Source organism: Oceanicaulis sp. HTCC2633 (genome assembly GCF_000152745.1).
Classification (GTDB): domain Bacteria; phylum Pseudomonadota; class Alphaproteobacteria; order Caulobacterales; family Maricaulaceae; genus Oceanicaulis.
Genome location: NZ_CH672428.1, coordinates 556,506 through 582,293 on the forward strand (window position 1 = coordinate 556,506; position 25,788 = coordinate 582,293).

Sequence of the window (25,788 nt, forward strand, 5' to 3'; positions counted from 1 at the left end):
GACCAACCTTATTGCTGCTGTTGCTGAGCTTGCTGGGTCGGCACGCGAACGCGGTTCACCGGCGTGGTGGTGATGCGCTGGTTCAGGCGCTCAATGGCGGACTGGGTGATGTCCACAGAGTCGCGAGCGTACACGATCGCGGAGCGGTCAATCAGAACGTCCGCATTGCGCTCGTTGACGATCTCCTGCAGCACTTCCTGCAGCACGGGCAGCACCGGGCGCATGGCCTGCTGCTCGGTGGCCGCCAGCTCCTGACCGCGCAGACGGCGGGTCTGCTCGAAGGTCGCGGCGTCGCGTTGCAGGCTTTCATAGCGGGCCGCCAGGTCCGGACGCTGACGGATCGCGTCTTCAGACAGCGCGGAGAGCTCGGCGTTCAGCGCTTCGCTTTCGGACTGGATCGCAGCCTGTTGCGGCTCGAGCTCAGCCTGGATTTCCTGGCCGATGGCCTCCAGACGGGTGGCGATGTGCTGACCGACCGCGCTTTCACGCAGGATGCGCTGTTCGTTCATGACCAGCACGCTCTGGGCGTAGCTCGCGGCGCTGAAGCCGAGGCTCAGGACCAGCGCGGCTGAGAGCATGCGCAGCGGGCGCATGGCGGCGAAAAACTGACGTTTCATGAGTCTAGAACCCCGTTCGAGTGCTGAAGCGGAAGAACGCCCCTTGGTCGTAATCTTCCTTGATGAAGGCATGCGCCAGGTCAAACCGCACCGGGCCGAAGGGAGAATCCCAGAAGATGCTCATCCCGGCCGATGCGCGCAGCGCAAGGTCGTCGACAGTGTAGATGGCCGTATCCGAGCCATCATCGGCAATCTGGTCCTCGTCAGGCAGAAGACCGACCGTGCCGAATTCGGTGAACAGGCTGCCCCGGATGCCGTATTGCTCCGGCAGGCCCAGCGGGAAGCCCATTTCAAATGCGCCAATGGCGTAGAAATTACCGCCCAGGGCGTCGCCCGAGACGAATTCATCACCATCCTCGAGCGCTTCCGCACGACGCTGGACCACGCGCGGGCCAATGCCGGCGGTTTCAAAACCGCGGAAGGAATTGCCGCCCTTGAAGAAGCGGTCGTTGATCCGCGCGGTATCCCCGCCCCAGGAGAAGAGATAGCCCGTCGAACCCGTAGCGCTGAAGACCAGGCGGTCGCGCCAGACGCTGCGATAGATGCCGCCCTGCAGTTCCGAACGCACATAGCGCACATCACCGCCAAAGCCTGCGAAGTCCTGGTTGAAGCTCAGCTGGAAGCCGCGAGTCGGTTCACGGAAATCGTCCGTGCGGTTCCAGCGCAGCGAATAGCCCATCAGAGAGGTGATGCGGGAGCCGGCGGCGCGCTGGATGGATTCCGACACGCCCGAATAGGTGCGCACATCGTCCGTCCGCAGGGTGTAGTTCACGCCAGCCTGCACGGCGCGCGTGAGCGGGAAGCCTGCACGCAGGGTGAAACCGGTGGATTCGGTTTCAAACGACGCCTCGCGCGAGAAGTCGGACCGGACGCGGAACAGGTCAAAACCCGCCGCCAGATTCCGGTCCAGGAAACGCGGCTCGGTGAAGCGGATATCGATCTGTTGCTGGCGCGAGCTGGTGGAGACACGCAGGCGCAGGAACTGCCCCCGACCGCGCAGATTGCGTTCCGAAATCGAGAAGTCGACCAGGAAGGAATCCGTCGAGGAGAAACCGGCGCCGAAGGCCAGTTCGCCCGTAGGCTGTTCGGTCACCCGAACCTGGACCTGGGCGCGATCAGGCGCGCTGCCTTGCACCGGCTCGACTTCCACATCCTCAAAGAAGCCCAGCTGTCCCACGCGGGAGCGCGACACGTTCACCAGCGCCTGGTTGAAGGCGTCGCCCTCCACAAGGTCCAGCTCACGACGGATGACGCGATCCAGGGTCCGGGTGTTGCCGATGATGTCGATGCGCTCGATGTAGACCCGCGGGCTTTCCTCGATAACGAAGGTGATGTCGACGGTCTGATCTTCACGGTTCAGAGAGACGCGCGGGCTGACATCCACGAAGGCGTAGCCGGCGGCGCCCGCCGCAAAGGTCAGGGAGTCGGTCGCATCCTCGATCAGGCTGCCCACGTACAGGCGGCCTGGCTGCGTCGGCAGGACCGCTTCGAGATAATCGGTGTTGAGATCGGAAATCTCGGTTTCGACTTCGATTTCGCCGAAATTGTAACGCTCGCCCTCATCCATGGTGAAGGTGACGTAGAATTCCGACTGGTCCGGCGCGAGTTCCGCCGAGACCGAGGTCACGCGGAAATCCGCAAAGCCGCGGTCATTGTAGAATGTCCGCAGCTGTTCACGGTCGTACTCGATCCGGTCAGGATCGTAATTGTCATTCGAGCTGAAGAATTTCCACCAGCGCGCCTCGGTCGTCACGATCTCGCCGCGCAGGCGACGGTCGGAATACGCCTCGTTGCCCACAAAGGAAATGCGCTCAACACCGGTCACCGGGCCTTCGGAAATCTCGAACACCAGATCCACACGGTTCTGGGGCAGTTCGACGATCTGCGGCGTCACCTGGGCGGCGAAACGACCGGATCGACGATAGACTTCCAGAATGCGCTGCACATCGGACTGCACGCGCGAACGGGTGAAGATGGCGCGCGCCTGAAGCTCGATCTCGTCGGTGATCTTGTCATCGCCGATGGCGCGATTGCCTTCAAGAATCACGCGGTTGACGATCGGATTCTCCTCCACGAACAGCACCATGGAGGCTCCGTCGATCGCAACGCGGACGTCAGAGAACAGGTTCGTGCTGTACAGCGTCTGGATGGACAGGTTGATGAGGCGGGGATTGGGCAGGTCGCCCGGCTGGATCAGCAGGTAGGACAGGATCGTGTCCGCTTCCACCCGCTCATTGCCTTCCACGAGGATCTGCAGGATCGGCTGCTGGCGGACTTGCTGGGTCTCTGCGGACGGCTCGGCCTGAATCTCGGGCTGGCCTTGGTTAACATCCGCATCCTGCGCAAGGCTCGCACCTGCGCAGAAGACGCTCAGGAGCGCCGCCGCCAATCCCTTGAAGATCACATTCATGAAAGGCCCTCGTCCCTCGCCTGCGACGCCCCCATCACAGGAACTGACCGCGCAGATAACTCAAATCATTCCAAGTGGCCACCACGAACATGGCCAGAATAAAGCCGAGTCCCAGCCGGAACCCCAATTCCTGGACGGACGGGCTCGGCGGGCGTTTAGCTATAGCTTCATAGGCGTAGTACACAAGGTGACCGCCGTCGAGAACCGGAATGGGCAGAAGATTCATTAACCCCAGCCCAACGCTCAGAAGCGCGGACAGCGCGATCATGACAATCAGCAGTCGCTCGAGCCGGACCAGCAGCCCGATGGGTTGCGCGGCGCCATTGTCGCTGACGGCCAGGTTCGCCAGCTGTCCGGCCGTGGTCGCGATTCCGACAGGCCCGTTGATATGCTCGGTTGACGCCCGCCCGGTCACCAGACGGGACAGATAGCTGACAATGGTTCCGGTCGTATCGACAGTGCGTGTGACGCCATAGATCGGCGCCTCCCAGATCGCCGGGCGATAGATCACCCGTTCCGCCTCGGTCGAACTGCGGATGCCGATCGTGCCCAGCGGACGCTCCCCGCCCAGATTGTCGTCGCGCATGACCCGTGCCGGCGTGACAGTCAGCAAGACCCGCTCGCCATTGCGCTCCACGGTGACCGAGATCGGCTGCCCGGCGCGGGTGACCACATATTCGGTCATGTCCGTGAAGCCCTCAATGGGCGTATTGTCCATCCGGACGACCACATCTCCGGGCTGGAACCCGGCTTGCTGGGCGGGACTGTCCTCCATGACTTCGCCCACCAGCGGCTCCAGCCGGGATTCGCCCTGCACCACGCCCAGAATGGCGAACAGCACAATCGCCAGCAGGAAGTTGGCCAAGGGGCCGGCAGCAACGATGAAGGCGCGTTGCCCGACCGGTTTGAAATGCAGAACGCTGTCTGGATCCGGATGCTCGCGCCGCAGCTCTTCAAGCGTTTCATAGTCGGGCGCGCTGGCGGCGTTGGCATCGCCTCGAAACTGCACGAAGCCGCCCAGCGGCAGGGCGCTCACCTTCCAGACCGTGCCCAGCCTGTCGGTGCGGGAAAACAGCGTCGGCCCAAAGCCCATGGAGAAGGCGTCCGCATGCACGCCGCACATCCGTCCGGCCCAGTAATGACCGAGCTCATGGATGATCACGACGAAGCCCATCACAAGGATGAAGGCGAAGATGGACAGGGTTCCTGACCCAAGCCAGTCGAGCATGTAGTCTCCTTACGCAACGCCCGGTTCAGCGGGATCGCTGCTTAACTGCGTCGGTCGCCAACCGGCGTCCCTGTCGGTCTACGTCCAACACAGTCTCAAAGTCAGATGGCTCGACCGCAGCGACGCCATCCTTCTCCCCTCTATCGAGAGAGTCCGAAACGCATGCGGCGATGTCAAGAAAGCCAATCTGACCATTCAGAAAGGCGGCGACGGCCACTTCGTTGGCGGCGTTGAAGATCGCTGGCGCGCCCTTGCCCGCATCGAACGCGGCGCGCGCCAGGCCCAGGGCGGGAAACCGCACGGGATCAGGCGCTTCGAAAGTAAGCTGACTGAGCAGCGCCAGATCAAGGCGCTCGACGGGCGTCTCGATCCGGTCCGGCCACGCCAGGGCATGTGCGATCGGGGTGCGCATGTCCGGCATGCCCAGCTGGGCGAGCATGCCGCCATCGGCATATTCCACCAGTCCGTGGATGATGGATTCAGGATGCACCAGCACATCCACATCGCTGTGGGGCAAGCCGAACAGATGACAGGCCTCGATGATTTCGAGCCCCTTGTTCATCATCGTGGCGCTATCGACGGAAATCTTTGCGCCCATGCTCCAGGTCGGATGGGCGACGGCCTGGGCGGGGCTGGCTTGCCCCATCTGCTCCAGCGTCCAGCTTCGAAAGGGCCCGCCAGATGCAGTGAGAATGATGCGACGCACGCGATCGCGCTGGCGCTCGTCGAACGCCTGGAAAATGGCGTTATGCTCGGAATCCACCGGCAACAGGCGCGCGCCGGCGTCACGCGCCGCATGCATGAAGAGATCGCCCGCACACACAAGGGCTTCCTTGTTGGCGAAGGCCACGGCCGCGCCGCGCTTGACCGCCTCCAGGGTCGGCGGCAAGCCAGCCGCTCCCACAATGGCCGCCATCACCCAGTCCGCAGACAGACGCGCCGCTTCGCAGATGGCGTCAGGTCCTGCGCCCGAGCGGATGGCTGTGCCTTTCAGCGCCGCCTCCAGCGCCGATCCGGCTTCTGGCGCGGCGACCGCACAGAATCGTGCGCCCGTCCGGATTGCGAGTTGCGCCAGCTCATCCGCCTGAGTGTTCGCCGTCAGCGCGACGATCTCGAAGGCGCCCTCCGGCGCGCGCTCAATCAGATCCAGCGTCGCCCGCCCTACCGATCCGGTCGCGCCGAGGATTGTGACTTTCCGCGCGCTCATGCGCTTCCTCCCGGCCATCCGCCCGGTCCGAACAGGGACCAGACGCCGGCGAACAAAGCGGCCATCATCAGGGCGTCCACGCGATCAAGCACGCCGCCATGGCCGGGTATCACCGTACCCGCATCCTTGACGCCGAACCGACGCTTGGCCAGCGACATCAGCAGATCGCCCGCCACCGCCGCCACAGCCGTGGGCGCCGCCAGAAGCGCGCCATGACGCGGATCCCATCCGGCCCACCAGGCGGCGAAGGCGCCCGCGATCACGCCAAAGGCCAGCCCGGCCACCAGTCCGGACCAGGTCTTGTTCGGGCTGGCGGCCGGAAGCAGCTTCCACCCGCCCAGCCAGGAGCCGGCCAGATAGGCGAAGGTGTCCGCCGCCCAGACCACGCTGATCAGAAAGACGATGCCGGCGAGTCCGGCCATGTCATCCGTACGCAGTACGGCGAGGACTGCAGCGGCCAGCGCGACATAGGCGACCCCGAACAGGGCCTCGAGACCGCGCTCGCGCGGCTTGCGGTCCAGATAGGCCGCCAGAGCGCCCGCCGCGATCCAGACTGCTGCGCCATAAAGCTCGAGCTCACTCGCCAGCAACACGCCGCCCACCGCCGTGCCCGTCGCAATGGCGAAGGCGCGTGGAGGCGCATCACGATCTGACATCCGCACCCATTCCCAGGCCATGGCGGCGGCGAAAGCCGCGATGAAGATGGAAAAGGCCACCCCGCCCCATAAGATCATGCCGATCGCGACCGGCGCCAGCACCAGCGCCGACAGCACCCGGCGTGAGAACATCGGGTCGCCCCGCCTCAATCTTGACGGGTTGAGGGGCGGCTCGGTCGAGGGGTCTTCAGCCATGACGCACGCCGCCATAGCGGCGATCGCGACTCGCAAATTCAGCGATCGCACGCTGGAAAGCGGCTTTGTCGAAATCGGGCCAGAGAATGTCCATGAAAACAAACTCGGCATAAGCCGCCTGCCAGAGCAGGAAGTTCGAGATTCGATACTCGCCGCTGGTCCGGATCACGAGGTCCGGATCAGGCAGAGCCGCCGTATCGAGATACTGACCGAAATCAGCTTCGGTCAGCGCGGAGAGGTCCCCGTCAAGCGCAACGGCGGCGCGACGCGCGGCGCGGACGATTTCATCACGTCCGCCGTAATTGAATGCGATGTTGAGAGAGAAGGCGTCATTCGCCTCTGTCCGGGTCTCAACGGTCTCGATGAGCTTGAGAAGCTCCTCGCTGAGACCTTCGCGGCGCCCCAGAATGCGCACTCTCACGCCCTCGGCGTGAAGGCGGTCCAGATCGGCCGCCACGAACCGGCGCAAAAGCTCGAACAGCGCTTCCACTTCCGCAGCGGGCCGGCTCCAGTTCTCGGTCGAGAAACTGAACAGGGTGAGATGGCGCACGCCCAGTTCACCGGCGGCGCGCACCGCCTCACGAACCGCTTCAACCCCCTTGCGATGACCAAAGGCGCGCGGCCGGTCTCGCGACGCCGCCCAGCGTCCATTGCCATCCATGATGATGGCGACGTGCTGCGGCGTCGGGCCGGACGGATCGGTCTCGCTCATGGGAACGGCCCTCCCGCCGTCACAGGGCGCTCATGGCGAGCGCCCGTCCAATCAGACCTGGGTGATCTCTTCCTGCTTGGTCTTCAGCAGGGCATCAATGGCGGACACCTTGGCGTCGGTCAGCTTCTGGATCTGGTCCGCCAGCTTCTTGTGCTGGTCCTCGCTGATCTCGCCATCCTTCTCGTCGCGCTTGAGCTGGTCCATGCCATCCCGACGCACATTGCGCACGGCGATGCGCGCATTTTCGGCATAGGCGCCAGCGGTCTTCGCCAGCTCGTTGCGACGCTCCTCGTTGAGCGGCGGGATCGGAATACGCAGAGTCTCGCCTTCCGACACCGGGTTCAGACCCAGCGAGGAATTGCGAATCGCCTTCTCAACGGCCCCGGCGAGATTCTTGTCCCACACCGAGATCGTGATCATGCGCGGCTCGGGCACAGACACATTGCCGACCTGATTGATCGGGGTCAGCGCGCCATAGGCTTCCACCTTGATGGGGTCCAGCAGGCTTGCGCTGGCGCGGCCCGTGCGCAGACCGCCGAATTCCTTCTTCAGCGCGTCAATCGCGCCATCCATGCGGCGCTCGATGTCTTTGATGTCGAAACCGGACATGTCCGTGTCTCCCCTGTTTGTTTCGGGCTCGGCCTAGCCGCCCACGACCGTGCAAACGCCTTCGCCATCCAGAACACGAGCGAGACCGCCCTGCTCACGGATATTGAAGACCACGATCGGTATCTGGTTGTCGCGCATCAGCGTCACCGCTGATGCATCCATAACTTTCAGATCGCGCGCCAGAACGTCGATATAGTCAAGGCGCTCAAACCGTTCCGCCTGCGGATTCTTGCGCGGGTCGTCATCATAGACGCCGTCCACGCTGGTGCCCTTGAACAAGGCGTCACACCCCATTTCAGCCGCGCGCAGGGCAGCGGCCGTATCGGTTGTGAAAAACGGGTTGCCCGTGCCCGCGGCGAAAATCACCACGCGACCGCGCTCCATATGGCGCACGGCGCGGCGGCGGATATAGGGCTCGCACACGGTGGTCATGGGAATGGCGGACTGGACGCGGGTCTGCACGCCGACGCGCTCGAGCGCGGTCTGCATGGCCAGGGCGTTCATCACGGTCGCCAGCATACCCATATAATCGGCGGCGGCGCGTTCCATGCCCTTGGCGGCGGCAGTCAGGCCGCGGAAAATGTTCCCGCCGCCGATGACGAGGCAGAGCTCGTAGCCGGCCTCGACCGCCTCACCCACTTCCCGGGCAATGCGATCAGCGGTGTTCATGTCGATGCCATAAGGCTGATCGCCCATCAGGGCTTCACCGGAAACCTTCAAAAGCACCCGCTTGAACGGGCCCTTAGGCGTTTTTGACGGTCGGTCCTCGGTGTCAGTCACGGCAATCTCCGCATGAATGCTGTCTACAGATGGAATCCGGCCCGGACGTGTATACACAAGCCCGGGCCGAAAATCTTAGCCTTTGGCGACGGCTGCGACTTCTGCGGCGAAGTCTTCTTCTTTCTTCTCGACGCCTTCGCCCAGAACCATGCGGACAAAGCCGGTCAGTTCAATCGGGGCGCCCGCTTCAGCTTCGGCCGCTTTCACGGCTTCGCCAACGGTCTTGTCGGTGTCGAACACGAAGACCTGCTTCAGGAGCACGACTTCTTCGTAGAATTTGCGCAGACGGCCTTCGACCATCTTCTCGATGATCTGCTCGGGCTTGCCCGATTCACGAGCCTGGCCCGCGAACACGTCACGCTCTTTCTCGACCACGGCCTGGTCCAGCTCGCCCTCGTGGACGGCCAGAGCCGGGGCCGGAGACGCGGCCGCGACGTGCATGGCGATCTTGCGGCCAAGCTCGGCCAGAACGGCCTTGTCGCCTTCGGACTTCAGCGCAACCAGAACGCCGATCTTGCCCATGCCGTCGCCGGCGGCGTTGTGCACGTAAGCGGCCACAACGCCCGGATCCACGGACAGGGTTTCAACGCGACGCACCGACATGTTCTCGCCGATCTGGGCGATCAGGTCGGTCATGGTGTCTGCAACGGACTTGCCGGCCGAGGTCTGAGCCGATTTGAGCGCTTCGAGGTCGCCCGCATTGATGGCGAGGCCCGCAACTTCAGCGACGGCTTTCTGGAACAGCTCGTTCCGGGCCACGAAGTCGGTTTCAGCGTTCACTTCAACCGCAGCAGCGGCCATGCCGGCGCCACGCTCTTCAGCCTTGACGGCCACCAGGCCTTCAGCGGCGACGCGGTCAGCCTTCTTGGCGGCCTTGGACAGGCCTTTCTTGCGCAGCCAGTCGATGGCGGCTTCCATGTCGCCGTCAACTTCCACAAGCGCCTTCTTGGCGTCCATCATGCCCGCGCCGGATTTGTCGCGGAGCTCTTTGACGAGAGCGGCGGTGATCTGAGCCATGGGGAGGTCTCCTTGGATCGCGCTTTGGCGCTATTAGGATTTGGCGTCTTCAGCCGGCGCTTCGACAGCGACAGCTTCTTCGGCCTTGGGTTCTTCAGAGGCGGCTTCACCTTCATCCAGGCCCAGCACAACGTCGCTCGGCATGTCAGATTCGCCCAGATCCATGCCCAGAGCGGCCTGGCTGTCGGAGATGCCGTCCAGAACGGCGTCAGCGATCAGGTCGCAGTACAGCGACAGGGCGCGAGAGGCGTCGTCATTGCCCGGGATCGGGAAATCGATCGGGTCGGGATCGCAGTTGGTGTCGACCACGGCGACGACCGGGATGCCCAGGCGCTTGGCTTCCTGGATGGCGATGGACTCCTTATTGGTGTCGATCACGAACATCAGGTCCGGGGTGCCGCCCATTTCCTTGATGCCGCCGAGAGAGCGTTCAAGCTTCTCGCGCTCGCGGGTCAGCATCAGGATTTCCTTCTTGGTCAGACCGGTCGGGCCGCCTTCGGCGTCCAGCAGGGATTCCAGCTCGCGCAGACGCGCGATGGACTTGGAAATGGTCTGCCAGTTGGTGAGCGTGCCGCCCAGCCAGCGGTGGTTCATGTAGTATTGCGCGCAGCGCGACGCCGCCTGAGAGATCGGCTCGGCGGCCTGACGCTTGGTGCCCACGAACAGAACGCGACCGCCCTTGGCGGCGACTTCACGCACCTTCACCAGGGCCTGGTGCAGCATCGGAACGGTCTGGGACAGATCGATGATGTGAATGTTGGCGCGTTCGCCGAAGATGTATTCCTTCATCTTCGGGTTCCAACGGTGGGTCTGGTGACCAAAGTGACAGCCGGCTTCAAGCAGCTGGCGCATGGAGAATTCAGGAAGAGCCATGATTTCGGGTCCTTTTCCGGTTGGCCTCCACGGAGCGGAGCCGCGCCTCATGCCCAGAACCGGAAGCGGTTTTCAGGCACGACTTGCGACACCGGAGCGACTTTTCACCATGAAAAGCCGAAGCTCCGCGTGCGGGATCGGGCGCGCTTATACGGGCATGAGGACTTTGCCGCAAGCCATGAGAGCGGAGTTTTCCGCCTTTGACGCAGAGCCGAGCCGACTTTTTCAGCTAGGACATCCAAGCGCGGCGCTTTAGAGCGTTTCCACCTCGAGAACACCCGCCACAGCCTTCACCGCAGCGCGGGCGGCGGGATCAACGGCATGACGCCCGGGCAGTCGGAGCTCTGCAAGCCGACCATCCGACAGCGGGACAATAAGGTGGATCGACCCCTTCACCGCGCCCTGCCGGTCATTCGCCCGATCAATTCTCTTGCGCAGGGGCTCTAGCGCGGCGGGCTCTCCGACCCGGATCTTGAGCCCCTGCCCGATATGCTCGGCCGCAAACGGATCAATCGTATCCGCCCCATCAATGATGAGGCGCAACCCTTCATCCTGAGCCTCGATCTTGGCGTTGACCAGAACGGACGCGCCCGGTTCGATAACGTCGCGAATCTCGCGCAAGACCTTGGGGGGGACCAGCGCCTCGAACTCGCCGGACGGGTCAGAGAGCGTGACGAAGGCGAATTTCTCGCCCGAGCGTTGGGAGACCTTCTCCTGCCGTCGCCGCACGACAGCGGCCAGACGGGCTGCGCGCGCGCCCTCCGCCGCCTTGGACGGCAGATCGGCGAACACCACCACGCCGCGACGGCCCAGAGCGGGCATCATGTCATCGAGCGGGTGGCCGGACAGGTAATAGCCGATCGCCGCCAGCTCTTCATCAAGACGACGGACAGGATCCCAGGGCTCGGGCTCGGGCAGGTTGGGCCGCTCCAGCTTGGTTCCGCCGCCCTCACCGCCACCGCCAAAGAGCGAGGCTTGGGCGCTGTCGCGCTCGGACTGGGCGTTCTGGGACACCGAGAGCAGAATCTCCGCCGAGGCCAGCGCCTTGGCGCGATCCGGCTCCAGCGTATCGAAGGCGCCTGCACGCGCCAGATTTTCAAAGGCGCGTTTGTTGACCTGACGCGGATCGACCCGCTCGGCGAAGTCGAAGACGTCCCTGAAGGGACCGCCCGCCTTCCGGACGTCGGCCACATGCTCCATCGCCGAATAGCCCACATTGCGGATGGCGCCGAGCGCATAGCGGATCTTGCCATCTTCGAGCGAGAAATCCGCTTCGGACGCATTCACATCCGGGGGGAGCACCTCCAGCCCGATCCGCTTGGCCTCCTGAAAGAAGACCGCGAGCTTTTCGGTGTTCGCGCTATCCAGACTCATCAGGCCCGCCATGAAGGCGGCGGGATGGTTGGCCTTCAGCCAGCCCGTCTGATAGGCGATGAGGGCGTAGGCGGCGGCGTGCGACTTGTTGAAGCCGTAGCCCGCGAACTCGGCCACAAGGTCGAAGATGTAATTCGCCTTCTCGCGCGAGACGCCGCGCTTTTCCGCCCCTTCATTGAAGCGCACGCGCTGCTGGTCCATCTCCTCCTTCTTCTTCTTACCCATGGCGCGGCGAAGAAGGTCGGCCTCCCCAAGCGAGTAGCCGGACAGGATCTGGGCGATCTGCATCACCTGTTCCTGATAGATGATGACCCCGTAGGTCTCCTTCAGGACGGGTTCGAGATCCGGATGCAGGTAGTCGGGCTCGGCACGGCCGAATTTCCGGTCCACATACACGTCGATATTCTTCATCGGCCCCGGCCGATAAAGCGAGATCAGCGCGATGATGTCCTCAATGCTGTCAGGCTTGAGCTTGCGCAGCGTGTCGCGCATGCCCGTACTTTCAAGCTGGAACACGCCGATGGACGCGCCCACGCCCAGAAGCTCGTAGGTCGCGGGGTCGGTGAGGCTGATCGCGTCCATATCGGGGCGGTCAAGACCCGCGCTCTCGATATAGCTCAGGGCGCGCGAGATCACGGTGAGGGTTTTCAGCCCCAGAAAGTCGAACTTCACGAGCCCGGCCGGCTCCACCCATTTCATGTTGAACTGGGTGGCCGGCAGGTCCGAACGCGGATCCTGATAGAGCGGAACGAGTTCGGTCAGCGGACGGTCGCCGATCACCACGCCGGCGGCATGGGTCGACGCGTTCCGGAACAGCCCCTCCAGCTGCAGCGCCACATTGATGAGACGATCCACCATCTCGTCATTGCGCTGCATTTCCTGAAGCTTGGGTTCGGTCTTCACCGCTTCGGCCAGCGTGATGGGCTGGGCGGGATTGTTCGGCACCTGCTTGGCGATCCGGTCCACCAGACCAAAGGGCAATTGCAGCACCCGCCCCACATCACGCACCACGGCGCGCGCCTGCAGGGTGCCGAAGGTGATGATCTGGGCCACCCGGTCCTGACCGTAGCGCTCCTGAACATAGCGGATGACCTCGCCGCGACGGTCCTGACAGAAGTCGACGTCGAAGTCGGGCATCGACACCCGTTCTGGGTTCAGGAAGCGTTCGAACAGCAGGCCGAAGCGCAGAGGATCCAGGTTCGTGATGGTCAGCGCCCAGGCGACCAGTGAACCTGCGCCTGAGCCCCGTCCCGGCCCGACCGGGATGTCATGGGCCTTCGCCCACTGGATGAAGTCGGACACGATCAGGAAGTAGCCCGGGAACCCCATCCGCTCGATAATCCCGAGCTCGTAATCAAGACGCTCGAAATAGGCCTCGCGGGTATCGGCGAGCTCGATCTTGGACAGACGGTCTTCCAGCCCGGCAATAGAGCGGGCGCGCAATTCTTCTGCTTCGTTGCGATCCCCTTCGGTTGGAAAGCTCGGAAGAATGGGTTTGGAGGTCCGGGGACGGAAGGCGCAGCGCTGCGCGATCTCGACCGTGTTGGCGATGGCCTCAGGCAGATCGGCGAACCGGTCCGCCATGGCGGCGCCGGATTTGAAATCATGCTCGGCCGTCAGCTTGCGCCGATCCTCCATGCTGACATAAGCGCCTTCGGAGATGCACAGCAGCGCATCATGGGCCTGATAGAGCTCGGACCGGGGAAAATGCGGCTCATTGGTCGCCACGAGCGGCAGATCCAGCGCATAGGCGCGATCCACAAGCCAGTCCTCGGCCGTGACGTCATCGGCGCGGCCATGACGTTGAAGCTCGAGATAAAGCCGATCCGGGAAGCGCGCCCGCAGCCGGTCGAGAAGCTCCTGCGCGGGTCCTGTGCGACCGGCGCAGACAAAACGGTTCAGCACGCCGTCAAACCCGCCCGTCAGACAGATCAGTCCGTCGCTGTGCTCGAGCACCCTGTCGATCGGAACATGAGGCTCATCGGTCGCGGCGACGTCCAGATAAGCGGCCGAGGACAGCTTCATCAGATTGGCGTAGCCCAGCTCTGATTGCGCCAGAAGCACCAGCGTGCCGTCAGGACGCGAGCGTTCGCCCGGACGCGGCTCCTCCACCTGGATAGAGAGCGTAACTCCGATAATGGGCTGCACGCCCTCACCGGAAAGAACCTCAGAGAATTCGAGCGCGCCGAACAGATTGTTGCTGTCGGTCAGCGCCGCGGCGGGCATGGAGAAGGTTTTGCACAGCGCCGCCGTCTCCTTGATGCGGATCGCCCCCTCCAGAAGCGAGTACGGCGATCGGACACGCAGATGGACAAAGGGGGCATCGCTCACGGCAGGCGCTCCAGATCAGGCGGAATCAGGTCCTCAGTGTAGACCCCGCCTTGCATAAAGGTCAGCCCGCGAGTGCCGCTGAGAGGCTGAGCGCGACAGCGATAAAGCCGACGATGACAGCGGCGGAGGTCATATCTTCGATCAGGTTACGCATGGGACAACTCCTTGATCAGCTGCATCTAACGCAGCTATTCCTGTTTTGTTCCATTGCATGTTTTCTGCTTTTGTTCCGCGCGTCAAGCAGATTTTGATTCGGCTCGGAAAGCTGCGGAAAAACCGCCACTTGGAACATTTGAAGAACGAAGTTTGAGCCCAGCTCAGGCGTCCGCCCACGCCACCACGCGCCCCTGATCCAGGGTCACGACCCGGTCCATGCGTCCGGCGAGTTCATGATTGTGCGTCGCGATCAGGGCCGCCGCCCCGGCTTCCCGGCACGCCCGGGCCAGCGCTTCAAACACCTGATCGGATGTGGCCGGATCAAGATTGCCCGTGGGTTCGTCGGCCAGCAGGATGCGCGGTTCATTCACCAGGGCCCGTGCTATCGCGACACGCTGCTGCTCCCCGCCCGACAATTGTCCCGGACGGTGATGAAGTCGTCCAGCCAGACCCAGCGCGGCGAGCTGGAGCTCAGCCGCATCCCGCGCCGCCTTCTGACTGGCGCCCGCAATCATGCGCGGCAGCGCCACGTTATCAAGCGCATCAAGTTCGGGCAGCAAGTGGTGGAATTGATAGACAAAACCCACTTCCCGACGACGCAGTGCGGTGCGTTCACGCTCCGACAAGGCCAGTCCATTCTGGCCGCCAATCCAGACTTCGCCCGCATTCGGCGCCTCAAGAAGCGCCGCGGCATGAAGCAGCGAGGACTTGCCTGAGCCGGACGGCCCGACCAGGCCGACGAGCTCGCCGGCATTGAGGTCGAGATCCGCGTCGGTCAGAACCTCCAAACGCTCGCCCTCGGTTTCATAGATGCGGGTGATCCCGCGCAGGGACAGCGCCGGCTTACTCATAACGCAGCGCCTCCACGGGGTCGATGCGGCCCGCGCGCCAGCTTGGCGCCAGGGTTGCGATCAGCGAGGTGAAGAAGCCCCAGAAGGACACGAAGGCCACCTCGCCCCAATCAAGCCGCGCCGGCAGGCGGTAAAGCGAATAGACACTGGGATCGAAGACATTCACACCGCTGACCCAGCTGACGAAATCCTGCAGGGGACCAATACCGATGACGGCGAGCAGGCCGAGCGCAATCCCGGCCAGCGTGCCCAGCACGCCCACGGCGGCGCCCGCAATCAGGAAGATCCGCATGACCGCGCCCTGGCTGGCCCCCATTGTGCGCAGGATGGCGATATCCTTGGTCTTGTTCTTCACCAGCATCACAAGGCCTGAAATGATGTTCATCGCCGCGATCAGGACGATGGCGGACAGGATCAGACGCATGGCGACGCGTTCCACCTGCAGCGCATTCCAGAAAGCCTGGTTCTGTCGCCGCCAGTCAAAGATGACGGCGCCCTGCGGCGCCATGGCCCGGATCTGTTCCATGACCGGTTCGGGCGCATCGGGATTGGCGATGCGCACATCGATATATTCACCCTGTGCGGGCTTATTGAAGAACAGGGACGCCTGATCCAGCGGCATGTAGATGAGGACCTGGTCCAGATCCTGAACGCCGACGCTCAACAGTCCGCCAATGGTGTAGCGCTTGGAGCGCGGCGTCATGCCGAGCGCCGTCGTGGCGCCCTGAGGCGAGACCAGCGTCACCTGATCGCCGACCCCGACGCCGAGCTGATTGGCCATCACCGTCCCCATGATGATGACGTCGCCGCCATTGCGGCCTTCGCCGAACCGATCAATCGAGCCGGCCGCCAGACCGCCGCCCGCATCATCCGCACCGTGCGCGCCCGTAATCAGATCAAATCGAGCGAGGTCCTCGGGGCGAACACCTGACACAGAGGCGAACGCCGCCGAGCGGCCCGAAGTGACAAGCGCCTGCCCGGTCGCCACGGGTCCGGCCTGGCGCACGCCATCCAGCGCGCGGATCCGGTCCGCCAACGTCCGCGACAGCTCGCCCTGGTCCGCAGGAACCATGACGTAGACATGCGGCTGAACGCCCAGCAGCCGGGTCAGCAATTCGTGCCGGAAGCCGTTCATCACGCTCATCACCGTGATCAGAACCGCCACCGCCAGCATGATCCCCACAAAGGAGATCACCGAGATCAAGGTCACGCCGCCATGCTTGCGCCGGGCCCGCAGATACTTGAACGCCAACAGGAATTCATAGCGGGAGAACGGCGCCGCGCCCGATTGCGGGGCGGCTTCGGTCGCGGCGGCGTCTGAACTCACTTGAACGCGCCCTCCACAAGGCGATTGACGGCGTCCTCGAGGCTGAGTTCGTGGCGCTCGCCGCTGGCGCGGATCTTCACCTCGGCCTTGCCTTCCTTCAGGCCGCGCGGCCCCACGATCACCTGATAGGGCACGCCAATCAGATCCATGGTGGCGAATTTCGCGCCTGCGCTGGCTGCGGTGTCATCGAGCAAAGGCTCGAGCCCGGCCGCATCGAGCTTGGTGTAGATCTCGTCCGCCGCTTTCGCACAATCGGCGTCACCGGCGCGCATATTGATCACGCCAGCGCCGAAAGGCGCGACGGCTTCAGGCCAGATCACGCCATTCTCGTCATGGCTGGCTTCGATGATCGCGCCGAGAAGACGAGACACGCCCACGCCGTAAGAGCCCATATGGACCGCCGTCTCCTTGCCATCGGGGCCCGCGACCTGGGCTTTCATCGGATCGGAATACTTGGTTCCGAAATTGAAGATATGGCCCACTTCGATGCCGCGCGCGGAGAGACGCCGCTCCTCAGGCACCTCAGCCTCGAACCGGGCTGCGTCGTGCATTTCCTCGGTCGCGGCGTAGAGCGCCGTGCGCTGATCCACATAGGGCTGCAGATCGCCGTCAAAATCGACCTCGCCCGGCGCGGGCATGTCCACGAGACGGGAGTCGCAGAACACCTCGCTCTCGCCGGTTTCCGCCAGGATAATGAATTCGTGAGACAGCTTGCCGCCAATGGGACCTGTGTCGGCGCGCATGGGCACGGATTTGAGCCCCATACGCGCAAACGTATTGAGGTAGGCTACGAACATCTTGTTGTAAGCCTTTACAGCGCCTTCATAATCAAGATCAAAAGAATAGGCGTCCTTCATCAGGAATTCGCGACCACGCATGACGCCGAAGCGGGGACGGATCTCGTCGCGGAACTTCCACTGGATATGATAGAGGATCTTCGGGAGGTCCTTGTAGGAGCGGCAATAGCCCCGGAAGATCTCTGTGATCATCTCTTCGTTGGTGGGTCCGTAAAGAAGATCGCGCTCATGGCGGTCCACAATGCGCAGCATCTCCTTGCCGTAATCATCATAGCGGCCGCTCTCGCGCCAGAGATCTGCAGGCTGCAAGGTCGGCATGAGAAGCTCGATCGCCCCGGCGCGATCCTGTTCTTCCCGAACGATCTTTTCGATCTTGCGCAGCACCCGTAGGCCCAGCGGCAACCAGGCGTAAATCCCCGCCGCTTCCTGGCGGATCATGCCGGCGCGCAACATGAGCTGGTGAGAGACGATCTGCGCGTCAGACGGGGTTTCCTTCAGGACGGGCAGGAAATAGCGGGACAGGCGCATGGGGAAGAATCCGGCGTGAATGAAAAACTGCGGAACCCCACGATTAGACTTAGCGTTGCCTAAGAACAAGCCATCCCTGCGCGTCCCGTGCGGGTGAACTCACATGGCGTCCGGCAAAGAGACCCGCTCATGAGCGAAGGCCCTGAGACACCCGCCTCCTCCTCGACAGCAAACGGGCTGACAATTGGCCGGCTCTTCACCGGCATGGCGATGTTCGGCTCGGCGACACCGGTCAGCAAGATCGTCACCCAGGCGGCGCCGGTCTTCATCGCCTCACTCTTCCGGGTCGGGCTCGGCGCGTTGTTTCTGGCGCCCGCCGCCTGGTTCAAGCGCGAGGAAATCTACAAGATCAGTCGCGGAGACTGGGTCCGCATCGGTCTGATCGCGGTTTTCGGATGGTCGGATTCTCCGCCTTCATGCTCTACGGCATGCGCCTCGCCTCAGGTGTTACGGGCGCCATCGTGATGAGCACGACGCCCGCCGTCACCGCAGCCGCCTCCATGCTGTTTCTGGGCGACCAGGCCAGCTGGCGGAAGCTGAGCGCCATCGCCCTCGCCGTTCTGGGCGTCTTGATCCTGCAGCTCGGCGCCTCCCTGAACGAGACAGAAGGCGCGCTTCTGGGCGGCGCTCTGGTATTCGCGGCCGTGTGCTGTGAAAGCACCTACACGCTGGTGGGCAAGACCCTGACCCGGTCCATCGATCCGCTGCTGGTGACGTTTCTCGCCTCCGCCCTCTCCATCCCGCTCTTCATCCCGCTCGCAATCTGGCAATGGCCGAACTTCACGCCGCAGGATTTTGACGCCGGGGTGTGGACCGCCTTGATCTGGTATGGCGTGGGCACGCTCGCCCTTGGCAGCTGGCTCTGGTATGCGGGCGTTCAGAAAGCCGAGGGCTCAACGGCGGCCGCCTTCATGGGCGTAATGCCCGTCTCGGCGCTGGTCCTGTCCTACATTCTGCTGGGTGAAGCGTTCCGCTGGATCCATCTCGCAGGCTTCGCCGTGGTCTTTGCCGGCGTCCTGTTGATGAGCTGGGAGCACGCCAGAATGTCCAAGCAGGATACGGATGAGAGCTGAGCCTATTCGTACTCGACGAATTGCGGTCCCCAGGGCAGAGCATCCAGACTGATCAGCCCGAACTCCAGGATGCAGAACAGCACCAGCCAGACCCCGGCTGCGAGAACGGCGGCGAGCCACATCTTCTCCTTGATGCGGGGTGACACCGGCGCGCCCGGCTCTGAGCCTTCAACGATCTCGCCATCCTCGAACTGTCCGCGCACCTGAAGCGGCAGCGAGCCGAGAAACAGCATCCACCAGGAAATGAGATAGATAACAACGCCCGTCACGATCCCGACGCCACGATCGGGCAGGAAGCCCTGGGCGATCCAGATCACGAAGACGAAGCCCAGAAGGGCGTATTCGGCGATCCGTCTCAATGACCGCCCTCACCTTCGTAAAGCGCCGGGTCCTGCATCAGCTCAACCAGCACCCCGCCCGTATCCTTGGGATGGACGAAGATCACCGGTACGCCATGGGCGCCAATATAGGGTTCGCCCGTGCCCAGCACGCTCGCGCCGCGCTCCACCATGGCGTCGCGGGCCTTGATGATGTCAGCGACCTCGAAACACATATGGTGCTGGCCGCCCTTGGGGTTCTTCTCGAGAAACTTGTGGATCGGGCTCTGATCGCCCAGAGGCTCGATTAGCTCGATCTGCATGTTCGGCAGCGTCACGAAGACGACGCGAACGCCCAAGTGCGGGAAATCCTTGGCCTCGGTCCGATCGGTGACGCCATACAGGTCAGCATAGACCTTGGCGGCCGCTTCAACGTCCGGCGTCGCCACGCCCACATGGTTCAAACGTCCAAGCTTCATCACAGGCTCCCCGATCAGGCGGTCAATACAATGGCTTCCACATGGGGTTTCTTGCCCCAGATGCGACTGGCTTCACGACGCACGCCACGTCGAATGGCTTCCTCAACCGCAGCCGGGTCACGCCGGTCCCGGCGATCCAGACGCTTGAAGGCAGCCTCGGCGGCTTCGGCCAGATCATCGAGGAAGTCATCGAGATCGTATTCATAGGTCGAAGCCACGCCCATGGCGCGCACATCGATCTCAGACACCAGATTGCCGTCGGCCAGCACTGCCGCCACGGTCAGATGGCCGTTATAGGCCATGCGGCGGCGTTCCTTGATGGACTCTGCATCCGCATCGACCAGGAAATTGCCGTCCACATGCATGCGGCCCGCCGGGGCTTCATCCACGATGGACGCGCCGTCCTGGGTGATGCGGATGATCGAACCATTGCGCGGGACGATGGCGTTGGGCACCTGAAGGTCGCGCGCCAGCTGGGCATGTTCGACCAGATGGCGATATTCGCCGTGCACCGGGATGGCGGTCCTGGGCTTCGCCCAGGCGTACATCTGGCGCAGCTCGTCGCGGCACGGGTGGCCGGAGACGTGAATATGCTCGTCACGCTCGGTGATGATCTTCACGCCTCGCTCGGCCAGCCGGTTCATCAGGTCAAAGATGCCGCGCTCATTGCCCGGTATGATCCGGGATGAGAAAATCACGCTGTCACCCTTATTGAGCGTGACATTGCGATGCGAGCCTTCAGCAATGCGCGACAGCGCCGCACGCGGCTCGCCCTGGGAACCCGTGCACAGGAGCAGCACCTTGTCGGGCGGGAAATAGCCGATTTCCTCTTCCTCGATGAAGGGCTGGCAATCGGCCAGAAGGCCCACCGCTTTCGCGGCCTGGGTCATGCGGTGCATGGATCGACCGACAAGGCAGACACGGCGGCCATTGGCTTCGCCGGCGCGGATCGCGGTTTCGAGCCGGGCGACATTGGAGGCGAAGGCGGCAATGGCGACGCGGCCTTCCTGTTGTCCGACGAGTTCAATGAGATTGTCGCGCACATCGGCTTCAGAGCCGGACTCGCCCTCGGTGAAGACATTGGTGCTGTCACACACCATCGCCATCACGCCCTCTTCACCAGCCGCTTCCAGAGCGGCCACATCGGTGGAGTTGCCAATCAGGGGTTCAGGGTCGATCTTCCAGTCGCCAGTGTGCAAGACCGTGCCGACCGGGGTGCGGATGATCAGGCCGTTGGGTTCGGGAATGGAGTGGGTCAGCGTCACCAGCTGCATGTCGAACGGGCCGAGCTCGAACCGCGAATGCAGGCCGATCTCGTGCAATTCCGCTTCGCCCAGCAAGCCGTGTTCGGCCAGCCGGTCGCGCATCAGCCAGGCGGTAAAGGGCGTGGCGTAGATCGGGCATTCAAGCTGTCGCCACAGATGCGCCACTGCGCCCATATGGTCTTCATGGGCGTGGGTCAGAACAATGCCCAAGAGCTGGTGCTTGCGTTCAACGATGAAGCGCGGATCCGGCGTGATGATATCGACGCCCGGCGTGGTCAGATCGCCAAAGGTCACGCCGCAATCGACGATGATCCATTTGCGGTCTTCTTCAGGTCCGAACCCGTAAAGGTTCAGATTCATGCCGATCTCGCCCGAACCGCCCAGCGGTACGAAATAGAGTGCGTTGTCGTCCTGGGTCACTCTGCGTGCATCCCCTCGCCTTGCGGCGCATTGCGTTTCCAGATTTCCAGGAGGCCCCGCATGGTCAGGTCGGGGTCGTAATGGTCGATCGTCCGGGCTGCGCCCTCGAACAGGGAGACAACGCCGCCGGTTGCTATAACAGTCATGGGTTGGCCGTACTCGGCTTTCAGCCGCGTCACAAGCCCATCAATGAGATCGACATAGCCCCAGAACACACCCGACTGCATGGCGCCGACCGTATCCTTGCCCATAACCCGTTGAGGTTTCTCGATAGCGATGCGCGGCAGGCGCGCTGCAGCCTGGTGCAGCGCCTGCATGGACAGGTTGATCCCCGGGGCGATGACGCCGCCTTCGAAATTGCCGTCCGCCGACACAACGTCGAATGTGGTGGCGGTCCCGGAGTCCACAATGATCATCGCGCCGTCATAGACGACGCGGCCGCCAAGCGCGTTCACCAGACGGTCCGCACCCGCCTCTTCCGGACGCGGCAGGTTCACCCCCACGCCCAAATCCACATGCGCATCCCCCACCACGACTGGCTCCGAGCCGATATAGCGACGCGCCAGATTGCGCAGGTTGAACAGCGATTGCGGCACCACCGAGGAGATCACGCACCCCTTCAGGTCCTCAAGACTAAGCCCCTGGAGTTGAAGCAATTGCTGCAGCCAGACCGCATACTCATCCGCTGTGCGCGTGGAATAGGTGGCGGTGCGCCATTGCGCGCGCCAGCCAGCGCCGTCATGCACCGCGAACAGGGTGTTGGTGTTGCCGCAGTCGATCGCGAGAAGCATGGAAGGCTCCTGAAGACGGCGCGTCAGGACGGCGCGCCGGGAAAAAACACATCACCCGCCGAGATAAAGCGCCGGCCGCCATCTTTCAAATCAAGACGCAGCGAGCCGTCCGGGCCGAGATCCGCGAAGACGCCTTCCAGCGTCTCGTGATCGAGCCGGACCACACAGCGCTCGCCCAGGCCATGAACCCGGGACAGCCAGGCTTCCCGGATCGGCGTGAAACCATCCTGGGCCCAGCGATTGAGCCAGTGGTCAAACCGTCGGGACAAGCGCTTCGCCGCGGTTTCGACACTGATGTCAGCGCCCTGGGCGCTCAAATCCGTTGCGGGTCGTTCTGAGTCTTCAGGATGGTGGGCGAGATTGATCCCGATCCCGACTGCAAGCCACAAGCCGCCATGCGCGTGCTGGCCGGATTCGAGCAGGATGCCGCTGATCTTGCGCCCACCGACCAGAACGTCATTGGGCCATTTCAGACGGACCCGTTCGGGATCGATGACGCTGGCGCACACATCGCCAACCGCCAGTGCGGCGGCGAAGGACAATTGCGCCGCGCGCGCCGGATCACAATCAAGCCGGTAGAGCCCGGTGGTGAAGAGATTTCCGGTTTCGGACGCCCAGGGACGCCCGCGCCGACCGCGCCCGCTGCTCTGGCGGCGCGCAACGATCCACTGGGGACCGGTTGCGCCCGCGAGAGCCTGACGCTTGGCCTCCTCATTGGTGGAGTCCAGCGTCTCGTAATAGGCAATGGGCAGATCAGGCTGATTAGCCGCCAATGCCCGCCCCGGCGTTCACCACGAGGGCGATGATGATGCCCACCACCGGCATGGATACCGCGATCAGAGCGGCGAGACGCGAGATGATGGCCGCGCCAGTCGGCGCCGGCAGGAAGTCGCCGGTCGGCTCGTCAAACCAGATCACCTTGATGACGCGCAGATAGTAGGCGATCGAGATGGTGGAGAAGATCACCGCCAGGATGACAAGCCAGATCAGGCCCGCCTGCACGGCGGCGTAGAACACGAAGAGCTTGCCGAAGAAGCCGATCATGAAGGGCATGCCGCCAATTGAGAACATCAGCGCGGTCATGGACCAGGCGAGCGCCGGACGGGTCTGGGAGAGGCCCGAGAGGTCCTCGATCCGTTCGACCATGCCTTCGGAACGACGCATGGACAGGATGACGGCGAACGCGCCGGCGACGCCGATCACATACAGCGTCATGTAGAACAGCACCGACCACAGGCCGAGCGCGGTGCCGGCGGACAGACCCACCAGTACATAGCCCATATTGCCGATGGAGGAGTAGCCCATCAGGCGCTTGATGTTCGATTGCATCAGCGCGCCGAAGGAGCCGAACGCCATCGACAGCACCGCCATCACCATGGTGACCTGCTGCCATTGCTCGGTCATCGGGCCGAAAGGCTCCATCAGAACGCGAGCCAGCAGCACCATGGCGGCGAGCTTCGGCGCGGTGGCGAAGAAGGCCGCGACCGGGGTTGGCGCGCCCTCATAGACGTCCGGGGTCCACATGTGGAACGGCGCGGCGGACACCTTGAAGGCAAGGCCGGCGACCACGAACACCAGACCGAACAGCAAGCCCAGATTCTGGGAGCCCTCGGCAGCGGCGACCGCAATGGCGTCAAAGCTCGTGGAGCCCGAGAAACCATAGACCAGCGAAGAGCCGTACAGCAGCAGACCCGAGCTGAGCGCACCCAGCACGAAGTATTTCAGGCCGGCCTCGGACGCTCGCAGGGAGTCGCGGTTGAAGGCGGCGAGGACGTACAGCGCCAGTGATTGCAGCTCAAGACCCAGATAGAGGGTGATGAGATCGTTCGCCGAGACCATGAAGCTCATGCCGAGCACGGCGAGCGTCACAAGGACCGGGAATTCAAATCGCGCGAGCTGTTCGGTGCGCAGGTAATGTCCGGCAAGCACCAGCGCGACCGCACCGGCGAGATAGACCGCCGTCTTGGCGTACATGGCGAAGGAGTCGAGCACGAAGGCGCCGTGGAAGGCGGTTCCGCCCGGCCCTTGCGCCATCCAGACCGACAGGCCAGCGGCAAGGATCAGCAGCGCCGTCGCCAGCGTCATGATGCGTTGTGCGGCCTTCTCTTCACCCTTGGTGTAGACCCCGATCAGCAGAAGCGCCATCGCGCCGACGGCGAGCACCAGCTCCGGCGTCAGCAATTGAAGGTCAGCGAGCAGCGTCGAAACAGTCATGTCCTGTCCTTGCTAGTGCGCAGCGGTTTCAGCCGGAGCGGCGTCGGCGGCGGGCGCCTCCACCGTCTGCGCGGACTGGTAGTGCTGAATGAGTTGGTCCACGGAAGCGCGGGTGGTGTCGGTGATCGGCGTCGAGAAGAAACCGAAATACACCGCCAGAACCGCCAGAACGCCCAGATTGATCCATTCACGGGCATTCAGATCGGTGGCGGCTTCAAGCTTGGGATTGGTGACCACGCCGAACACGACCTTCTTGTAGGCGACCAGCATGTAGACCGCCGAGAAGATCACGCCGAGCGCTGCGCCTGCTGCGACGCGGGGGTCCACCTGGAAGGCGCCCGTCATGGTCATGATCTCGCCGATGAAGCCCGACGTGCCCGGCAGGCCCACATTGGCCATGGCGAACAGACCGAAGACCGCAGCATAGACCGGCATCTTGTGCACCAGACCGCCATAGAAGGAGATCTCGCGGGTGTGGAAACGGTCATAGATCACGCCGATGCACAGGAAGAGCGCAGCGGAGATGACGCCGTGGCTGAGCATCTGGAAGATCGCGCCCTGAACGCCAAGCTCGGTCATCGTGAAGATGCCCAGGGTCACAAAACCCATGTGCGCGACAGAGGAATAGGCGATCAGCTTCTTGATGTCGGTCTGGCGGAACGCGATCAGCGAGGTGACCACGATCGCGATGATTGACAGGATGAACACCATCGGCGCGAAGAACTCGCTGGCGTTGGGGAACATCGGGATCGAGAAGCGCAGGAAACCGTAACCGCCAAGCTTCAGCAGGATGCCCGCGAGGATCACGGAGCCCGCCGTGGGCGCCTGCACGTGGGCGTCCGGCAGCCAGGTGTGCACCGGCCACATGGGCATCTTCACCGCGAAGGAGGCGAAGAAGGCCAGCCACAGCCAGGTCTGCAGGTCACGCGCGAAGGGATGCGCCAGCAGCACCTCGATATCGGTGGTGCCCACCTGGGTGAACATCACGATCATCGCGGCCAGCATCAGCACCGAGCCGAGGAAGGTGTAGAGGAAGAACTTGAACGCCGCATAGATCCGGTTCTGACCGCCCCAGACGCCGATGATCAGGAACATCGGGATCAGCGAGCCTTCGAAGAAGATGTAGAACAGGAACATGTCGAGCGCGCAGAACACGCCGATGACTAGCGTTTCCAGCAGCAGGAAGGCGGCCATGTAATCGGCGACGCGCTTGTCCAGCTTCCAGCTCGACAGGATGCAGATCGGCAGGAGGAACGCCGTCAGCACCACGAACAGCACCGAAATGCCGTCCACGCCCATCTTGTAGGAAATGCCGAGCGCCGGCAGCCAGGGCAGGCTTTCGACAAACTGGAAACCGGCCTGACCGGCGTCGAATTCCACCAGCATCAGAAGCGACAGGGCGAAGACAAAGAGCGTCACGAACAGCGCGATGCCCTTGGCGTTCCGGTCCAGCACTGCGCGCTCCTCGCTACGCATCAGGGCGCGCAGCAAGAGGATCGCGACCGCCCCGAGGGCCGGCAGGAAAGTGATGGCGGAGAGGATGGGAAGTTGACCCAGCATG

22 protein-coding genes and 1 pseudogene are annotated in these 25,788 nt (G+C 63.3%); 2 read left to right on the plus strand and 21 right to left on the minus strand.

Annotated features, from left to right (window positions below; genetic code table 11):
* Window positions 1–8: 8 nt before the first annotated feature.
* The 14 genes from OA2633_RS02730 to proS form a co-directional block, all read right to left on the minus strand.
* Complete coding sequence (locus OA2633_RS02730; RefSeq protein WP_009800950.1) at window positions 9–617, minus strand: OmpH family outer membrane protein; 609 nt, start codon at window positions 615–617, stop codon at window positions 9–11.
* Window positions 618–621: 4 nt separating this feature from the next.
* Complete coding sequence (gene bamA, locus OA2633_RS02735; RefSeq protein ID WP_009800951.1) at window positions 622–3,027, minus strand: outer membrane protein assembly factor BamA; 2,406 nt, start codon at window positions 3,025–3,027, stop codon at window positions 622–624.
* Window positions 3,028–3,061: 34 nt separating this feature from the next.
* Window positions 3,062–4,255: an RIP metalloprotease gene (locus OA2633_RS02740; protein ID WP_009800952.1), complete on the minus strand. Its 1,194-nt coding sequence runs from the start codon at window positions 4,253–4,255 to the stop codon at window positions 3,062–3,064.
* 25 nt (window positions 4,256–4,280) lie between these two features.
* Window positions 4,281–5,462: a 1-deoxy-D-xylulose-5-phosphate reductoisomerase gene (gene dxr / locus OA2633_RS02745; RefSeq protein WP_009800953.1), complete on the minus strand. Its 1,182-nt coding sequence runs from the start codon at window positions 5,460–5,462 to the stop codon at window positions 4,281–4,283.
* Complete coding sequence (locus tag OA2633_RS02750) at window positions 5,459–6,313, minus strand: phosphatidate cytidylyltransferase (RefSeq protein ID WP_156776064.1); 855 nt, start codon at window positions 6,311–6,313, stop codon at window positions 5,459–5,461. Before OA2633_RS02750 ends, dxr begins: the two co-directional genes overlap by 4 nt.
* Complete coding sequence (gene uppS / locus OA2633_RS02755; protein ID WP_009800955.1) at window positions 6,306–7,025, minus strand: polyprenyl diphosphate synthase; 720 nt, start codon at window positions 7,023–7,025, stop codon at window positions 6,306–6,308. The genes OA2633_RS02750 and uppS overlap by 8 nt, the downstream gene beginning before the upstream one ends.
* Before the next feature lie 51 nt (window positions 7,026–7,076).
* Complete coding sequence (gene frr, locus OA2633_RS02760) at window positions 7,077–7,634, minus strand: ribosome recycling factor (RefSeq protein WP_009800956.1); 558 nt, start codon at window positions 7,632–7,634, stop codon at window positions 7,077–7,079.
* A 33-nt stretch (window positions 7,635–7,667) separates the two neighbouring features.
* A complete protein-coding gene (gene pyrH, locus OA2633_RS02765) occupies window positions 7,668–8,414 on the minus strand; it encodes a UMP kinase (protein WP_040612400.1) in 747 nt (248 codons plus the stop codon).
* A 75-nt stretch (window positions 8,415–8,489) separates the two neighbouring features.
* Window positions 8,490–9,431 carry a translation elongation factor Ts gene (gene tsf, locus OA2633_RS02770; RefSeq protein WP_009800958.1) on the minus strand — a complete coding sequence of 314 codons (942 nt, stop codon included), beginning with the start codon at window positions 9,429–9,431 and terminating at the stop codon, window positions 8,490–8,492.
* A gap of 33 nt (window positions 9,432–9,464) precedes the next feature.
* The gene (gene rpsB / locus OA2633_RS02775) at window positions 9,465–10,304 is read right to left on the minus strand and encodes a 30S ribosomal protein S2 (protein WP_009800959.1); all 840 of its coding nucleotides are present in this window, start codon (window positions 10,302–10,304) and stop codon (window positions 9,465–9,467) included.
* Between the two features lie 252 nt (window positions 10,305–10,556).
* Window positions 10,557–14,009: a DNA polymerase III subunit alpha gene (gene dnaE / locus OA2633_RS02780; protein ID WP_009800960.1), complete on the minus strand. Its 3,453-nt coding sequence runs from the start codon at window positions 14,007–14,009 to the stop codon at window positions 10,557–10,559.
* A 317-nt stretch (window positions 14,010–14,326) separates the two neighbouring features.
* A complete protein-coding gene (locus OA2633_RS02785) occupies window positions 14,327–15,016 on the minus strand; it encodes an ABC transporter ATP-binding protein (RefSeq protein WP_009800962.1) in 690 nt (229 codons plus the stop codon).
* The gene (locus OA2633_RS02790) at window positions 15,009–16,343 is read right to left on the minus strand and encodes a lipoprotein-releasing ABC transporter permease subunit (protein ID WP_009800963.1); all 1,335 of its coding nucleotides are present in this window, start codon (window positions 16,341–16,343) and stop codon (window positions 15,009–15,011) included. The genes OA2633_RS02785 and OA2633_RS02790 overlap by 8 nt, the downstream gene beginning before the upstream one ends.
* Window positions 16,340–17,668 (minus strand): proline--tRNA ligase, encoded by a 1,329-nt coding sequence (proS, locus tag OA2633_RS02795; RefSeq protein ID WP_009800964.1) that lies wholly within the window; start codon window positions 17,666–17,668, stop codon window positions 16,340–16,342. The genes OA2633_RS02790 and proS overlap by 4 nt, the downstream gene beginning before the upstream one ends.
* Window positions 17,669–17,878: 210 nt before the next feature.
* Here proS and OA2633_RS15715 point away from each other — a divergent pair.
* Together OA2633_RS15715 and OA2633_RS02805 are read left to right on the plus strand one after the other, a co-directional pair.
* Window positions 17,879–18,186, plus strand: a pseudogene (locus OA2633_RS15715) (EamA family transporter); the annotation flags it as partial.
* The gene (locus OA2633_RS02805; protein WP_241760725.1) at window positions 18,169–18,741 is read left to right on the plus strand and encodes a DMT family transporter; all 573 of its coding nucleotides are present in this window, start codon (window positions 18,169–18,171) and stop codon (window positions 18,739–18,741) included. The pseudogene OA2633_RS15715 and the gene OA2633_RS02805, both read left to right, overlap by 18 nt.
* Window positions 18,742–18,743: 2 nt before the next feature.
* Here the strand turns inward: OA2633_RS02805 and OA2633_RS02810 are convergent, their stop codons facing one another.
* From OA2633_RS02810 to OA2633_RS02840, 7 genes are read right to left on the minus strand one after another with little or no spacing between them, the layout of a single operon-like run.
* A complete protein-coding gene (locus tag OA2633_RS02810) occupies window positions 18,744–19,100 on the minus strand; it encodes a DUF1467 family protein (protein ID WP_009800967.1) in 357 nt (118 codons plus the stop codon).
* Complete coding sequence (mce, locus tag OA2633_RS02815) at window positions 19,097–19,537, minus strand: methylmalonyl-CoA epimerase (RefSeq protein WP_009800968.1); 441 nt, start codon at window positions 19,535–19,537, stop codon at window positions 19,097–19,099. Before mce ends, OA2633_RS02810 begins: the two co-directional genes overlap by 4 nt.
* Before the next feature lie 14 nt (window positions 19,538–19,551).
* Window positions 19,552–21,162 (minus strand): ribonuclease J, encoded by a 1,611-nt coding sequence (locus tag OA2633_RS02820; RefSeq protein ID WP_083783301.1) that lies wholly within the window; start codon window positions 21,160–21,162, stop codon window positions 19,552–19,554.
* A gap of 56 nt (window positions 21,163–21,218) precedes the next feature.
* Entirely contained in the window at window positions 21,219–22,013 is a 795-nt protein-coding gene (locus OA2633_RS02825; RefSeq protein ID WP_009800970.1) for a type III pantothenate kinase, read from the minus strand.
* A 23-nt stretch (window positions 22,014–22,036) separates the two neighbouring features.
* The gene (locus OA2633_RS02830; RefSeq protein WP_009800971.1) at window positions 22,037–22,786 is read right to left on the minus strand and encodes a biotin--[acetyl-CoA-carboxylase] ligase; all 750 of its coding nucleotides are present in this window, start codon (window positions 22,784–22,786) and stop codon (window positions 22,037–22,039) included.
* Window positions 22,776–24,227 (minus strand): NADH-quinone oxidoreductase subunit NuoN, encoded by a 1,452-nt coding sequence (gene nuoN, locus OA2633_RS02835; protein WP_009800972.1) that lies wholly within the window; start codon window positions 24,225–24,227, stop codon window positions 22,776–22,778. Before nuoN ends, OA2633_RS02830 begins: the two co-directional genes overlap by 11 nt.
* A gap of 12 nt (window positions 24,228–24,239) precedes the next feature.
* Window positions 24,240–25,787, minus strand: coding sequence for an NADH-quinone oxidoreductase subunit M (locus OA2633_RS02840; RefSeq protein WP_009800973.1), 1,548 nt, complete (start codon window positions 25,785–25,787; stop codon window positions 24,240–24,242).
* Between the last annotated feature and the right edge of the window lies 1 nt (window position 25,788).

Coding starts and splice junctions, on each gene's coding strand:
- dxr (WP_009800953.1), bottom strand. CDS start 5,462: ATGAGCGCGCGGAAAGTCACAATCCTCGGCGCGACCGGATCGGTAGGG.
- proS (WP_009800964.1), bottom strand. CDS start 17,668: ATGCGCCTGTCCCGCTATTTCCTGCCCGTCCTGAAGGAAACCCCGTCT.
- OA2633_RS02840 (WP_009800973.1), bottom strand. CDS start 25,787: ATGCTGGGTCAACTTCCCATCCTCTCCGCCATCACTTTCCTGCCGGCC.
- OA2633_RS02785 (WP_009800962.1), bottom strand. CDS start 15,016: ATGAGTAAGCCGGCGCTGTCCCTGCGCGGGATCACCCGCATCTATGAA.
- tsf (WP_009800958.1), bottom strand. CDS start 9,431: ATGGCTCAGATCACCGCCGCTCTCGTCAAAGAGCTCCGCGACAAATCC.
- OA2633_RS02750 (WP_156776064.1), bottom strand. CDS start 6,313: ATGGCTGAAGACCCCTCGACCGAGCCGCCCCTCAACCCGTCAAGATTG.
- frr (WP_009800956.1), bottom strand. CDS start 7,634: ATGTCCGGTTTCGACATCAAAGACATCGAGCGCCGCATGGATGGCGCG.
- OA2633_RS02825 (WP_009800970.1), bottom strand. CDS start 22,013: ATGCTTCTCGCGATCGACTGCGGCAACACCAACACCCTGTTCGCGGTG.
- rpsB (WP_009800959.1), bottom strand. CDS start 10,304: ATGGCTCTTCCTGAATTCTCCATGCGCCAGCTGCTTGAAGCCGGCTGT.
- OA2633_RS02740 (WP_009800952.1), bottom strand. CDS start 4,255: ATGCTCGACTGGCTTGGGTCAGGAACCCTGTCCATCTTCGCCTTCATC.
- mce (WP_009800968.1), bottom strand. CDS start 19,537: ATGAAGCTTGGACGTTTGAACCATGTGGGCGTGGCGACGCCGGACGTT.
- OA2633_RS02820 (WP_083783301.1), bottom strand. CDS start 21,162: ATGAATCTGAACCTTTACGGGTTCGGACCTGAAGAAGACCGCAAATGG.
- bamA (WP_009800951.1), bottom strand. CDS start 3,027: ATGAATGTGATCTTCAAGGGATTGGCGGCGGCGCTCCTGAGCGTCTTC.
- uppS (WP_009800955.1), bottom strand. CDS start 7,025: ATGAGCGAGACCGATCCGTCCGGCCCGACGCCGCAGCACGTCGCCATC.
- OA2633_RS02805 (WP_241760725.1), top strand. CDS start 18,169: ATGCTGTTTCTGGGCGACCAGGCCAGCTGGCGGAAGCTGAGCGCCATC.
- nuoN (WP_009800972.1), bottom strand. CDS start 24,227: ATGACTGTTTCGACGCTGCTCGCTGACCTTCAATTGCTGACGCCGGAG.
- OA2633_RS02730 (WP_009800950.1), bottom strand. CDS start 617: ATGAAACGTCAGTTTTTCGCCGCCATGCGCCCGCTGCGCATGCTCTCA.